This window comes from Brevibacterium sp. LAARM2_SD2, assembly GCF_057364785.1.
Genome location: NZ_JBNFOM010000001.1, coordinates 147,855 through 162,012 on the forward strand (window position 1 = coordinate 147,855; position 14,158 = coordinate 162,012).

General features: G+C 66.9%; 10 protein-coding genes and 1 pseudogene. 7 read left to right on the forward strand and 4 right to left on the reverse strand.

The window, feature by feature from the left end; all coding sequences use genetic code 11:
• Positions 1–11: 11 nt before the first annotated feature.
• Positions 12–1,343: an MFS transporter gene (locus AC2W7K_RS00680; RefSeq protein WP_211978555.1), complete on the reverse strand. Its 1,332-nt coding sequence runs from the start codon at positions 1,341–1,343 to the stop codon at positions 12–14.
• A gap of 190 nt (positions 1,344–1,533) precedes the next feature.
• On the opposite strand from AC2W7K_RS00680, the gene AC2W7K_RS00685 reads away from it, so the two are divergent.
• Positions 1,534–2,796, forward strand: a complete 1,263-nt coding sequence (locus AC2W7K_RS00685; protein WP_198500027.1) for an RsbRD N-terminal domain-containing protein — start codon at positions 1,534–1,536, stop codon at positions 2,794–2,796.
• A gap of 179 nt (positions 2,797–2,975) precedes the next feature.
• The gene (locus tag AC2W7K_RS00690) at positions 2,976–3,398 is read left to right on the forward strand and encodes a VOC family protein (RefSeq protein WP_198500026.1); all 423 of its coding nucleotides are present in this window, start codon (positions 2,976–2,978) and stop codon (positions 3,396–3,398) included.
• On the opposite strand, the gene AC2W7K_RS00695 is transcribed toward AC2W7K_RS00690, so the two are convergent.
• Entirely contained in the window at positions 3,374–4,519 is a 1,146-nt protein-coding gene (locus tag AC2W7K_RS00695) for a DUF2332 domain-containing protein (protein WP_232623773.1), read from the reverse strand. The genes AC2W7K_RS00690 and AC2W7K_RS00695 overlap by 25 nt on opposite strands.
• A gap of 386 nt (positions 4,520–4,905) precedes the next feature.
• On the opposite strand from AC2W7K_RS00695, the gene AC2W7K_RS00700 reads away from it, so the two are divergent.
• The 4 genes and pseudogenes from AC2W7K_RS00700 to AC2W7K_RS00715 all read left to right on the forward strand — a co-directional run bounded on the left by AC2W7K_RS00700 (position 4,906) and on the right by AC2W7K_RS00715 (position 10,911).
• The gene (locus AC2W7K_RS00700; RefSeq protein WP_232623772.1) at positions 4,906–6,351 is read left to right on the forward strand and encodes an MFS transporter; all 1,446 of its coding nucleotides are present in this window, start codon (positions 4,906–4,908) and stop codon (positions 6,349–6,351) included.
• 605 nt (positions 6,352–6,956) lie between these two features.
• Positions 6,957–7,261, forward strand: a pseudogene (locus AC2W7K_RS00705) (FAD-binding oxidoreductase); the annotation flags it as partial.
• On the forward strand, positions 7,262–8,185 hold the full coding sequence (locus AC2W7K_RS00710) for an FAD-binding oxidoreductase (RefSeq protein WP_486005677.1): 924 nt from the start codon (positions 7,262–7,264) through the stop codon (positions 8,183–8,185).
• A gap of 374 nt (positions 8,186–8,559) precedes the next feature.
• Positions 8,560–10,911, forward strand: coding sequence for an HNH endonuclease signature motif containing protein (locus tag AC2W7K_RS00715; protein ID WP_198500024.1), 2,352 nt, complete (start codon positions 8,560–8,562; stop codon positions 10,909–10,911).
• Between the two features lie 160 nt (positions 10,912–11,071).
• On the opposite strand, the gene AC2W7K_RS00720 is transcribed toward AC2W7K_RS00715, so the two are convergent.
• Complete coding sequence (locus AC2W7K_RS00720; protein WP_232623770.1) at positions 11,072–11,977, reverse strand: LysR family transcriptional regulator; 906 nt, start codon at positions 11,975–11,977, stop codon at positions 11,072–11,074.
• A 178-nt stretch (positions 11,978–12,155) separates the two neighbouring features.
• Here AC2W7K_RS00720 and AC2W7K_RS00725 point away from each other — a divergent pair, with 178 nt between their 5' ends.
• The gene (locus AC2W7K_RS00725) at positions 12,156–13,070 is read left to right on the forward strand and encodes a DMT family transporter (protein WP_344251457.1); all 915 of its coding nucleotides are present in this window, start codon (positions 12,156–12,158) and stop codon (positions 13,068–13,070) included.
• Here AC2W7K_RS00725 and AC2W7K_RS00730 read toward each other — a convergent pair.
• On the reverse strand, positions 13,040–14,041 hold the full coding sequence (locus AC2W7K_RS00730; RefSeq protein WP_232623769.1) for a siderophore-interacting protein: 1,002 nt from the start codon (positions 14,039–14,041) through the stop codon (positions 13,040–13,042). The two genes, AC2W7K_RS00725 and AC2W7K_RS00730, sit on opposite strands and share 31 nt — an antisense overlap.
• Positions 14,042–14,158: the final 117 nt, after the last annotated feature.

Genomic DNA, 14,158 nt, shown 5'->3' on the forward strand with positions numbered 1-14,158 from the left:
GTGGGGTGTGGTCAGTGCTTGAAGCCGGGGAGGGCGACGCTCAGCCGCGGCGCGATGGCTCCGGCGAACGCGGTGAAGAGGGAGAGGAAGACGAGCATCGCCGCCGCCGGCCACCAGTGGTCGCCGGCCGAGGCGACGAAGCCGGTGGCGAGCAGCGGGATGAAGCCCGAGAGCATGCCCGCCGCATTCTGCGCCATGCCCACTCCCGTGTAGCGGGTGGTCGCGGGGAAGAGGCCGGTGAGCACGGTGCCCGAGGCGGCGTAAGGGAACGAGAGCGCGCCGACGGCGACGGTCATCGCGATGACGATGAGCACCGGCTGGCCGGAGGAGAACATGAGGAACGCGGGCACCGCGACGACCGCGGAGAGGATGCCGCCCCAGAGGATGACGCGGCTGGCGCCGAACTTCGCCCCGAGCATTCCGCCCCAGATGAGGATGAAGATCTCGACGAACGCGGCGACCATGCTGCCGAGCAGGAGAAGCGAATCGTCGTAGCCGAGGATGGTGACGCCGTAGTACACGCAGAACGCGGTGACGAGGTAGAACCCGCCGACGCCGAGGAGCGCGGCGGCCATGCCGACGATGATCTGCTTCCAGCTGTTCTTCAGCGTCGTGCTGATCGGGCTCTTCTCGACCTCACCGGTCTCCTCGAGCTGGCGGAAGACCGGGGACTCCTCGAGGCGGCTGCGGATGTAGACGGCGACGAGGAGGAGCGGGATCGCGACGAGGAACGGGATGCGCCAGCCCCACGAGTTGAAGTTCTCCTGCGAGAGCAGCAGCGTCATGACGAAGAACCCGCCGGAGGAGAGGATCGTGCCGATCGGCGAACCGATCTGCGGGATCGCGGCGTAGCGGGCGCGCAGGTGGAGCGGGGCGTTCTCGACGACGAGCGTCATCGCCCCCGACCATTCACCGCCGACGAAGAGACCCTGGGCGATGCGCAGGAGGACGAGGAGGACCGGGGCGGCGAACCCGATCGCCGCGTAGGTCGGCAGCATGCCGATGAGTCCGGTGACGATGCCGATGCCGACGATCGTGATCATCAGCACCCGCCGCCGCCCGATCCTGTCGCCCATCCGACCGAAGATGATTCCGCCGATCGGACGCGCGGCAAGGCCCACACCGAAGGTGGCGAACGACGCGAGCGCGGCGGCCGTGGCGTTCTCGGAGGTGAAGTACTGGACGTTGAAGATCAGCGCGGCGGCGGCGCTGAAGAGGAAGAAGTCATACCATTCGAGCGCCGTGCCGATGAGCGCGCCGACGGCGACCTTGTTGGCGTCCTTGACGCTGAGTTCCTGGGTCGCGTCGTATTCGATCGCCGAGGTGGTGGGCTTGCTGCTCATGCGTGATCTCCGTCGGGTGCGCCGGTCGGGTGCGACCGGTGGGTCGCGGCTATCGCGGGTGGCGCCGCGATGACGTTCCTGTGACTCACGACACTACCGAGGGAGAACGCTGAGTTTCCACGAGGAAATGCCGCCGTTTCACCGCCGCGGATTGTGCATCTGCACAGTCTCGCGTGTCTAAACTGGGGCGATGAGTGCGACGCACACCCTTCACGATCGCCCGCTGCCCGGGGATGAGGCCCGGTGGGGCGAACTTCTCGACGCCCTCGACCTCGACGAGCTCACCGAATCCTTCGTCGCCAGGGTCGCCGCCGTGCCGGGCTACGATCCGGCTCCGCTGCCGCTGTCCGAGCTGCGGCGGACCGGGCGGAATTCGTTCGCCACGCTCATCGACGGACTGCGCGCCGGCGGATTCACCGGTGCCGTGGCCGTCTCGACCGATGTCGGCGTCTCCCGCGCCCGGGCCGGGATCCCGCTCGAAGCGCTGATGACCGCGATCCGACTCGACTTCACCGTGCTCTGGGAGGCTCTCACCAGGGTCGCCGCACCGAGTGACGCCGAACTCGTCATCCGCCACACCGGGGACGTCCTCAGCACCGTCGATGACTACATCGTCCAAGTCCAGCAGGCGTACACGGCGGAGCAGGCGCGGATGCGCGCCGAGGAGTCCTCGGTCCGCCAGGGCGTCATCGCGGGACTCTTCCAGGACGCCGACCCGACCGCCGAACGGCTCGCAACGATCGCCTCGGCGCTGGGCCTCGAGGTCGACGACGCGCTCATCGTCGCTGCCGCCGGTGCCGAGGACACCCCCGCCCTGCGCGTCATCGTCTCCGCGCACGAACGCGCCGGGGGGACGATGTTCACCCACCACCTCGGCGATGTGCTCATCGCGTTCACCCGGGCCCAGGGAGTGCGACCCGGCGGGGCGGCCGGGCGGGGCGAGAGCCGGGTGGAGAGCGGTCGGGCTGAGAGCGGTCGGACCGGTGGCGGCGATGAGTCGCGGACGGGTGGGAGCGGCCTGCGGGCGGACGAGATCGAGGACCGCCTCGCCGAGGCGCGCGTCGGGGTGGTCGCGGCAGCGGGACTCGGGTCGCTGCGCCGGTCGGCGCTGACCGCGCGTGACCTCGCCCAGGTCTTCGAGCCGGGCGAGACCGGGGCGATGACCTGGAGCAGAGGCTGGGCCCGGCTGGCCGGCCGGGCCCTCAACGCCACCGGCAAGTCGGTCGTCGCCGACGTCGACGACGCGCTCGCCGGGTGCGGCATCGCCGAACGCGAACGTCTCGTCGAGGCCGTGCGCGCCTACCTGGACTCCGGAAGCATCGGTCGGACCGCAGACGTCCTCTACTGTCACCGCAACACCGTGGCCAACCGTCTGCGCCGCTTCGCCGAGGTGACCGGCGTCGACCCGACGATCCCGGTGCAGGCGGCGCGCCTCGTCGTCGCGTGGGCGTGAGGGGTCGAGGGTGCCGGGTTCGGTGTGCCGGGTCGGCGGTGCCGGGTTCGGTGCGCCGGGTCGCGCGCATCGAGTGACTGTGTCAGTGGTCGAGCGCATACTGGAGGCATCGCGCAGGGCAGTGTCGCCCACGCGGTGGCACGGCAGGTTCGATCACTCATCATGCGAGGTGGATAGCAATGCCAGTCATTCCCCATGTCTTCATCAGCGGCGGTCAGTGCGCTGCCGCGTTCGAGCGGTACCGCGACATCTTCGGCGGTGAGCTGACGCTCACACGGTCGAAGGATGCGCCGCCGGAGGCGCGCATGCCCGGCGCGAGCGAGGATTCGGTCATGCACGCCGAACTGTCCTTCGGCGACTCGCGCATCATGGGCGCCGACGATCCGACCGGTGACGGCGGCGCGATGACCGGAGTCGCGCTCAATTTCGTCGCGCCCGATGTCGACGCGGCGACGGAGGTCTTCGAGGCGCTCTCGGCGGGCGGGCAGGTGCAGATGCCGCTCGGGCCGACGTTCTGGTCCCCGGGTTTCGGCGCCTGCGTCGACCAGTTCGGTGTCCCGTGGATGGTCGACACGAGTCAGGGAGACGGCAGCGCCTCGTAGCTCTGACCGTGAGGGCCGGTGAGGGCTGTGGCGACGCCGTCGACGGCGAGGACGAAGCGTCCGTCCGCACCGTCGACGCCGTGGTCGGCCAGCTGTGCGCCGATGTCCGGCAGCACGTGCTCGCCCTCGTTGCTCAGCCACACGACGTCGGGGTGGGCCCGCATGATCGCGACGAACTCGTCCCGGCTCTCCGGGTCGACGTAGGCGAGGACTGCGCTGTGGAACACGACGACCTGTGATTCCGCGGGTGCCTCGGCGATGAGTCCCGCGACGGTCGTCGTGAGGTCGCCGGTGACGAGTCTCGGCGGGTCCGCGGCGGCGATGGCCGCAGCGGCCTCGAGCCGGTCGCGCCGCACGGTGTGCTCGGGCCAGATGAGGGAACGCAGCCAGGCCCGCTCATCGAGGTCGGTGATGTCGAGCGGATTGAGATCGATGCCCGCGCGCCAGATGACCTCGGGAAGCCGGGTCGGCGGCAGAACCCCCGCGATGTCACAGGTCAGGTCGACGGTGCTCGGCCCGTCGACGGGATCGAGGTGGGTGACAGCGGGTTCCGCGGCCGTGGATTCCCCAGCGGCGACTGTCCGGGCCTCGCCGTCCCTGGGATCGTCCTGCGCGGCGCCAGAAGGCTCGCGCGCGTTCTGCGCGGCGTCGGAGTCGGCGCCGGAGGGTTCGCGCTCGTCCGGGCGCGGACTGGCACCCGTGCGGTAGGTGTAGCTGTAGCGGTCCGGGTAGAGGCACAGCCCGGCCGAAGCACCGACTTCGATGAGCGAGAGCGGGCCGCTGATCTGCGCGAGCGCCGGCAGCAGCACGGCACAGCGCCCGGCCTCGTTCGTCTGGGTCGAGCGGGCGAGCATGAGCGCGCGGGTCTCGTCCCAGTGGTCGAGCAGCCACCGCCGCAGCTCGGCATAGTCGCCCTCGCCGGAGCCGAGATGCCTGGCCGCGCCGAAGAGCAGATTCGCCTGACGTTTCGGCCGCGGGAGATCAAGGAGGAGGGCGAGAATCCGGTCATCGTCGGCGACCCCTGCCGCCCACGCCGTGTAGATCGGTGAGGTCCCGGCCGCCTCGATGCGGGAGAAGTTGCGGTAGTACTCGCGCAATGTCTCGGTGTCGAGGTCAGTCATCGGTCGCATGCCATCTCACCTGCTTCTTCTCCGGCGGTGGTCGTTGGGTTCATCGTAGGCGGCGGCGACTTGGAATCGGGCAGCAGGGTGGGATTCACCGTCGGGCAGTCGGGTGACGACTCACCTCCGGGTGGCGGTGTGAGGACTCACGGCCGCCTGCCCTCTGTAGCCGGCCGTGTCCCGGTAATCGGCACCACATCGGCGAAACCCTAGGCGCGAGACCGGTCCGGGCGTAATGTGATCCCACATTCCGGAGTGCGTCACGGATCGATGTCTCCAATGTGGGTGTCGCGGCGACGATGACGTGCGCAACCGCGCGGGCGATGGGACTCTCCGGCTCGTGAACACCGCGCACCAGCCGGCAACGCCTGATCAGAGGAGATCACATGGCAACCGATGCGAACCAGCCCGGAACCGGGGACGGTGCGGCCGCGCACCCGGGCCCCACCTCGGCGAACGATCCTGGTCACCGGAGAAACCCGGGCCCCACCTCGGCGAACGCTTCCCCCACCACCGCCGAGGCCGCGCTGGAGAAGCGGACGATGCGCAAGGTCATCGTCCGACTCATCCCGTTCATCATCGCGATGTACTTCATCAACTACCTCGACCGTACGAACATCGGCATCGCCGGCCCCGGCGGCATGACCGAGGACCTCGCCCTCAGCGCCACGCAGTTCGGATTCGCCGCGGGCATCTTCTTCTTCGGCTACCTCCTGCTCGAGGTGCCCTCGAATCTCGCGCTCCACCGCTTCGGGGCCCGGCGATGGCTCGCGCGCATCCTCATCAGCTGGGGTCTCGTCGCCGCGCTCATGGCGTTCGTACCCAATGCGTTCTGGCTCTACGCGCTGCGGTTCCTCCTCGGCGTCGCCGAGGCGGGATTCTTCCCCGGCATCATCCTCTACCTCACGTACTGGTTCCCGACGACGATGCGGGCGCGGGCGACGGCACTGTTCATGCTCGCGATCCCGCTCTCCTCGGTCGTCGGCTCCCCGCTCTCGTCGTGGCTGATCTCGAGCGGCAATGCGCTGTTCGAGGACTTCGCCGGGTGGCGGTTCATGTTCATCATCGAGGGGGTGCCCGCGATCATCCTCGGCATCGTGTGCCTCTTCTACCTCACCGACCGACCGCGGGATGCGCAGTGGCTCGAACCGGAGGAGCGGGAATGGCTGCAGGCGCGGATGGACTCCGAGGAGAACAGCAAGGCCGAGACCTTCCACTACCCGGTCCGCCGCTCGCTGCTCCAGCCGCGCGTGTGGGCGCTGTCATTCGTCTACTTCGGCATGGTCTACGGTCTCTACGCGCTCAGCTTCTTCCTTCCGACGATCATCGCCGGCTTCCAGGAGACCTTCGGCACCGAGTACTCGATCGTCGAGATCGGCTTCATCACCGCCATCCCCTACGTCTTCGGGGCGCTGTCGATGTTCTTCTGGTCCCGGCACGGCGATCGCACGGGCGAGCGGGTGTGGCACGTCGCGATCCCGCTCTTCATCGGCGGCATCTCGATCCCCATCGCCCTCTACCTCAGCTCCCCGTTCACGACGATGATCGCGGTCACCGTCACGGCGATGTCGATCTGCGCGGCGCTGCCGACGTTCTGGCCGCTGCCGCAGACGTTCCTCGCGGGCGCGGGAGCGGCCGCCGGGCTCGCGCTCATCAATTCGCTCGGCAATTCGGCCGGATTCTTCGCCCCGTACATCACCGGCTGGCTCGCCGAGCTCACCGGCGCCCAGAACGCCGGAATGTGGGTCGTCGGCGCGGCGATGGTCGCCGCCGGAATCGTCACCCTCGTCCTCAGGGCAGCACCGGTGCCCGATAGGGTGAGCGGACCATAGCTCGCCGAGGCGGCTCCTCAGAACCCCGGTGACTTCCGGTGGCGACGGAGGCGACCTGTGGTGGTGGCGGGGTAGCCTCTGTGACGACGAGGTCTGCCTGCGGTGACGACGCGATGCCCTCCGGTGACGAGGTGGGTGGGACGGGGTCGCCTCTGACAATGGAATGGCTCGTGGTTATGGCGCGATGCCCTCCGGTGACGACAGAGCCGTACTTGCCGTCGGACCACCTCGGCGAGATGACGGCCGATGATGCGACGATGACGGGGAAGACGGGCGGCGCCGGCCGCCATCCGCGTGAAGGGACCGAGACGATGACCGAGCAGAATTCAGCGACGCCAGTGGCCGGAAGCACGGGTGCGGGGGAGCCCACGATGGGAACGGCAGGCGCTGCGGTCGGGGATGCCGACGGGAATGCCTCGGCGGGTGATTCCCGCAGGGTCGCTGTCCCGCCCCTGGCCGAGCTCGCGTCCCGCCTCGGCGAAGGGGTGCTCACGACGGACCCCGACATCATCGCCGCCCACGCCCGGGACGAAGCCCTGTTCTGCCCGGCCGAGGGCGCGATCGCCCTGGTCAGGGCCACCTCGGCGAGCGACGTCCAAGAGGTCATGCGGTTCGCCACCGAACATCGGATTCCGGTCGTCCCGCAGGGGGCGCGCTCGGGGATCTCGGGCGGCGCGAACGCCTCACCGGGGGCGATCCTGCTCAGCGTGGCGCGGATGAATGACGTCGTCGCCGTCAGCGAGGCGGAGCGGACGGTCACCGTGCAGCCGGGGATCATCAACCAGGACCTCAAGGACCACCTCGCGCCGTTCGGGCTGTCGTACCCGCGGATCCGGGGTCGGTGGGGATCTCGTCGATCGGCGGGAACATCGCGACGAACGCGGGTGGCCTGTGCTGCGTGAAGTACGGCGTGACCAGGGATTATGTCCGCAGTCTCACGGTGGTCCTCGCCGATGGGACGCTGAGCGTGCTCGGTCCGCAGACCGCGAAGGGCGTCGCGGGGCTCGATATGCGGCAGCTCTTCATCGGGTCCGAGGGCACGCTCGGCGTCATCGTCGAGGCGACCCTGCGGCTCGTGCCCGCCCTGCCCGACCCGTTCACCGCGGTCGCGACGTTCCCCGATGAGCGCAGCGGCCTGCAGACGGTCGCCGACTTCATGGCCGGCGGCGGAGTGCCGAGCCTGTTCGAGTTCCTCGACGGTTCGAGCCTGACCATGCTCAATGCATACGGCGACTTCGGCCTCGACGGGGAGGCCGGGTCGATGCTCATCATGCAGGTCGATCTCGCGGCGGCTGAGTCGGAGGCGATGATGGCGAATTTCGCCGAGGTGGCCCACGCGTGCGGTGCCCTCGACGTTGCGTACTCCGATGATCCCGCCGATTCCGCCGACCTCATCGCCGCACGGCGGATGATCCAGCCGGCGTACGAGAAGTTCGCCGGTGCGCATGGCGGGGGCCAGCTGCTCGACGACGTGTGTCTGCCGCGGGCGGCGATGCCGGAGTTCTGCGACCGACTCGACGCGCTGCGGGAGTCGTCGGGGCTGACGATCTCGCTCGTCGCGCATGCGGGAGACGGGAACACGCACCCGTCGGTGTTCTTCGATGCCGCCGACGAGGCGGAGACCGCGAAGGCGCTCGAGGTCTTCGGGGAGATCATGCGCATCGGCCTCGAGCTCGGTGGGACGATCACCGGCGAGCACGGCGTCGGATACCTGAAGAGGGACTGGCTGGGCGAGGAGCTCGACGCTGGGGCGCAGAGGATGCAGCTCGCGGTGAAGAACGCGCTCGATCCGCTCGGGATCCTCAATCCGGGGAAGATGCTCGGCGGTCTCTGAGCGGAGGCGGGGGACTGGTGGGTTGGGTGCCCGCGTGGAGGTCTGCGTGCCGGATGCAGAAGATGAGCCTGTGATGCACACGTACTTCGGCTTTGGGCACTGCAGGGTCGTCTACGGTATGTGCGCGAGTACTCGGGTCGTGTCAGCAGCGGCCTGTAGCGTTGACCCACCCTGGAACACATACGAACCCAACCCGACACCGATGTCGGGACACGCATCGGCACGTAGACAACACAACTTGCGCTATGAATCGAAGAACCTAGAACACTTGGAAAATAGTCGAACAAAAAAACAAAGAAACATCTTGACACGCACCGCAACGGTGTATAATAGGTCACACGACATGGACAATGGCGAATGGACCCCTGGACACCATGACTCTCACCCCGAACCGCAAGCACCCCACCCCCGGCAACGACGCCGCAGGTGCGCACACGGGCGAGTCCTCGACGCCGGAATCCTCCCCATCCACTGGTGACACCCCGGATACCGAATCCCTGTTCGATCAGCTCACCAACGCCGGCATCGACCTCACCGGAAACCCCCTCGCCGACACCTTCACCGCCCTCACCCCCACCCCACCCGCCGAAGACCACAGCCCCGAGCCGGAGAGCACCTACTTCGACACCGTCGACGACGATGCCGCACACGAGTCAGCCAGCCCCCACACCACTGATGCCGCCAGTGATCCATCGACACCCTCGGGTGAGGAACACGATTCCGTCGACGACGAGATCGCTGAGATCGCTGCGGCCGCTGCCGCGTTGGACGGGGACACCGACGTGCCCGCCTGGGTGAGCAGGCACCCTCTCTTCACCGGCACCGCGTGGGCGGACCTGTCCGCGTTCGCCCCGGAAGTCACCACCGGCATCACCACGCTCATGGCTCTCGATGCCCAACTGCGGTCCTTCGACAAACCCATGGGCCCCGACGAGGCACTCCTCCTCGTCGACGGTGCCGAAGCCCTTTCTCGGGTCTCGGAAGCTCTGTCGATTCTCGCCCTGTCCGTCTATGACCGGGTGGGGACACCGGCGGAGACGGGGGCGAAGGACACGAAGTCCCTCATCCAGGACCGACTCAACCTCACCCGGACAGAAGCCCATCGGCGGGCCGAGATGGCCAAGAACCTCGGTGGGCGGGTGGATCTGGCCGGGCAGGCGCTGAAACCCTTGTGTCCCGAAGTCTCCGAAGCCCTCCACGCGGGTGCGTTGTCGGCAGGGCAGGCGAAGACCATTGATGACTGCCTGGCCGCCCTCCCCGACTGGGTGAGCCCGGAGCAGCGGGCGGATGTGGAAAAACGTCTCGTCGGCTATGCTCCGACGGTTCGAGTCACTGATATTCGTGCGATCTTTAACCGGATGCTGGGGTATATCGACCCGGATGGGAAGAAACCGGTCGAGGAGACACCGCGCAGTGACTATGCGGTGACGATGCGACCCAAACGCAATGGTGACTGGGTGCTCAATGGTCTCCTCGACCCCGTGGCGGGGGCGGCGTTGAACGGGTTGCTGACCTCACGGATCAAATCCGCGACCGAATCCACCCCAGACCAGGACACCAGCCCCACCGTCAGTGACAGTAATGCCTTCGGAGTACCCACCGGCGCCGACGCCGATGGTTCGGATGCCTGCGGGAATCCTGGTGATGGTGTCTTCGATGCGGCCGCCGATGGCGGTGGAGTTCACGCTGGGAATGACACCGTGATTGACGGTCAGGAGTCTCTGTTCGACGTTGTCGATTCCGTGTTGCGTGGTGACCGGTTCGACGCACCGCTACCGACGGTTGGCCAGGTAGCCGCCGGGCACGGTTCGGGCCCCAACGGCACTGCCGACCCCAACGGTTCGCGCGTCAACGGAATGACGAACCCTGACGGCTCATCTGATGCCAACGGCGCTGGCGGTCCGCAGAACACTAACTTCGACGGCAGCACCACCACTTCTACCGGCGCAGCCGGCACTAGCAACACTAGTCCCGGTGAGATTCCGGGTACGCCGGAGGACAGTGAGTTCCTTGTGGGTGTCGGGGTGCGTGCTGACGGGTCCCGGGTCGATCTGACTGCTGAGCAGCCCACGGCGAGGGCGTGGATCTATGAACGGTTCGCGACTCTGGTCTCGCGGATCAGCATGGACCAGGCCGGGGCCGGGACCCCCTACGCGCTCGTCGTAACTGCGACGGCTGAGGACCTGGCCCACGGCACCGGGGAGGGCACCACCGGTGTTGAGACGCCGATCCCGATCAGTGAACTGCAGACCCGCGGGTTGAACGGGCAGGTGTTCTTCCATCTGGTGTCACAGAAGGCGAAGACGGTGCAGGTACTCACGGAGAAGAGGTTTGCCAACAAGCAGCAGATCGCAGTGGTCACGGCCCGTGACAAGGGGTGTACGTTCCCGGGCTGTGATGCCCCTCCGGGGTGGTGTGATGCCAATCATGTGATCCCGCATGCCCGGGGAGGGCGCACGGAGATCAATAATCTGGCACTGGCGTGCAGTGCTCATCATCATCTGATGGACCGGTCGGAGTGGGAGATGCGGATGATGACCAATGGGCGCCCGGCGTGGGTGCCACCGGCATCGGTCGATCCTGCCCGGGAACCGATCTTCCATCCCCGGTTCCTTGCCGAGGACATCATGAGCACTCTCTTCGACGACCTCGCCGACACGGGCGGCCTTGATGATGCCGGTGGGGGCGGGTCGGGTGCGAACGGGTCGAGTCGACCACCGTGCTGACCGGGCCAGGGGACCACTCTGCCTTCACACAGTCGATTGCGGTGGAATCGCAACTCGAGGGGCCGAGCGACTCAGATCAGTCCGGGTACCGGCGTTTCGGATGATTGAACCGGCCTCGATCAGACCATTCATCTGTGAACATTCATTCATCTGTGACTATTCATCTGCGGCTTTCCGGCACCAGTTCTGCGTCGTCGCTGGCCAGATCGCGCAGAGCCGCGATGGCATCGGCGAGAAGGGCCTGCTGAGGATGCCCGGGATCGCTGATGGCATGGATATAACGAGTCGGAACGGGATCGGCCAAGGGAACGACCGCCACCCCGGCGGGCAGCGGATCAATTCCGAGGCGGGGAAGAACCGTCACACCCAGTCCGCGGCTGACCATATGCAGAGCCGTGGGGAAACTGTGGGCCTCGTGCTTGAAGTGGACCGGGACCCCTGCTCGCGCGCATGCGTCGAAGAGGATCGTCCGGCATGGGCCGCCCCCGGTGTCGTTGTCGATCCATGGCAGCTGGGCGAGGTCGCTGAGGGAAATCGAGTCTGCTGCGGCCATTGGGTGGTCTTCGGGTACTGCTGCAACGTACGGATCTTCGATGAGGAAGCTGCTGTCGACCCCGGAGGGAAGGCTGAGCTCCGGGGATTCGGCGATCATGACCTGGATGTCGGATTCGAGTTCGGTCCATGGTCCTTCGGCGAGGTTGAGCTGAACGGCAGTATGGGGATAACGGTGCTCGAGGTAGGCGACAAGCTCGGGAAGCCAACGAGTGCCTGCCGAAGCGAAGTATGCGATCGAGAGCCGATCGACGCGGCTCTCCTGCAGCTCAGAGATTCGCTGCTGCAAACGGCTCGTCGATTCGAGCACGGCGTCAATGTCAGCGAGGATGGCCGAACCGGTATCCGTCAAGCCCAGTCTGCGCCCACGTCTCGTGAAGAGAGTGAGGCCGGTCTGCTTCTCGAGAAGCTTGAGATGATGGCTGACGGCAGACGGCGACAGGCCGAGGTGCTGAGCGGCCGACCGCACTGAACCCGTGACCGCGACGGACTTGAATGACTGGAGATGCGACACCGAGTGCATTCTCGGATCGTATTGAGAGCGCGCACAGTTGTGCAATAGTGTGCGCTTTTCATGGACAGTCGCAGACGGAATGATCGAGGTTATGAGACACAATCCTGACGCCGACCGTCCAACAGAGCGAATGAATCGAATTGAACGGCGACCGTCCCTGAGTGACAGGATTCCTGCGTTGCCGTGGATCGCCGCATTGCTCACCATGGTGTTCTGGGCGTCGTCATTCGTCGTCATCCGCGATGCCGCTGCTCATTTCAGCCCGGGCGCGATGGCGCTGCTGCGCTGCATCGCGGCAGCCGTGGTCCTCTCACTCTGGATGGTCTTCCGCAGGCCCCGCATCCCCTCGTCGCCGAGAGTATGGTTCATCGTCGCACTCTGGGGAGTGGCGTGGTTCGCCGCCTACGTCGTCGTCCTCAATGCCGCTGAGCATTCGATCGATGCTGGGACCGCCTCGATGATCGTCAACATCGCCCCGCTCATCATCGAGGTTTTCGCCGGCATCGTCCTCGGTGAGGGGCTGCCGTGGCGTCTGCTCGTCGGCATCTTCGTCTCCCTGGCGGGAATCGTGCTCATCACGGTCGCGAGCTTCACCGGAGTCTTCACCATCGGCGGTCTTGTGCTGAGCCTTTCAGCGGCGCTCCTCTACGCCGCGTGCGTGCTCCTGCAGAAGCACTTCCTCTCCGGCGAGGATTCGGTGACCGTGACGTGGTTGGGCATTCTCGCCGGCACCCTCGCCTGCCTGATCTTCACCCCGAGCCTCCTCACCGAGGTCGCCGCAGCCCCCATCGACATCACTCTCCAAGTGATCTACCTGGGCATTGTGCCCACGGCCATCGCGTTCAACCTGTGGGGTTATGCGATCCGCGTGCTCCCTGCCGGCCTGCTGAGTTCGTCGAGTCTGCTCGTGCCGGCGATCGTCGTCGTCCTTGCCTGGATTGTTCTCGCCGAGGTTCCGCCGCCCCTGGCAGCAGTCGGCGGCGTCCTCTGCCTGGTCGGCGCCGGCTGCGCTATCGGTCCGCAGATTCTCAGATCGGTGCAGTCGGTCCGGTCGCCGGGTGCTCAGCCCTCGGCCTTGCCCTGTCGCCAGTAGCCCATGAACGCGACCTGTTTGCGGTCGACGCCGACCTCCTGCACAAGGTAGCGGCGCAGTCGTTTGACCGGTCCGGCCTCGCCGGCGATCCACGCATAGAACGGGCGGGAGCCGCGCTCGGTGTCACTCGAACTGCTCTGCGCAGCCTGTGTGAGCCGGGTAGGCGTGTCCCAGAGGATCTCCTCGTCGATGTCGACATCCTCGAGTTCGACTCCGCCTCCTGCGGACACCGACGCCCCCACCTCGGCGAGGGCCTTGTTCTCTGCACGCACGGCCTCCCGCACTGCCGGCTCGAGAAGCGCGCCGAAGTCCGCGTCGCCGCGCGGCAGCCATTCGACCTCGAAGCCCTCGGGCGCCGTGAGATCGAGAATGTCGTCAGCGCTCGGAACCTCGATGACAGCCCTGCCGCTGACGGTCGCGTCCTTGAGGGAATCCAGGATCGAGGCGATGGCCGGGACAGCGGTCTCGTCACCGGCGAGCAGGATCTGATCGGCGTCGCCGCAGTCGAACTCGATGCCGCCGTACGCGCCCTGGTGGTGACGGGACGGCCCGATGATGTGCAGTCGGTGGCCGATCTCAGCGTTCTTGGCCCAGGTCGCCGCCGGACCCGAATGGCCGTCGTCATCGATGTGGAGCACCATGTCGACGACGAGTTCTCGGGCATCGCTGCGCCACTCGCGGACGGTGTACGTGCGCATCGCTCCGCGGACATCCTCATCGACCTGCAGCCACGCCTGGTACCACGGGTTCCCGGCCTCGACCTGCTCGGCGAAGAAACCGAGGAGGTCGAACTCCGGAGCGCTCAGTCCGCCCGGCGGGATGATGAGCTTGAACCGCAGATCACGCGGGTGCCCGTCGGTGCCGAAATCCGCCAAGTCGTCGCCGCCGAAGGTGATGCGGCGGAATGAGGGGCTCAGGTCCTCGATGCCGATGACGGTGGCCTCGAAAGCGCCGATGGATGCTCGTGACACGTGTTCTCCTCTGCCTCCTGCACAGGCAGGAGCGATCCGGCTGGTACTCGACGAGCATAACATCTTTGTTAGGTTAGCCTCTCCACAATGATGCTACGGTGATCTCGTTCCCGTTCC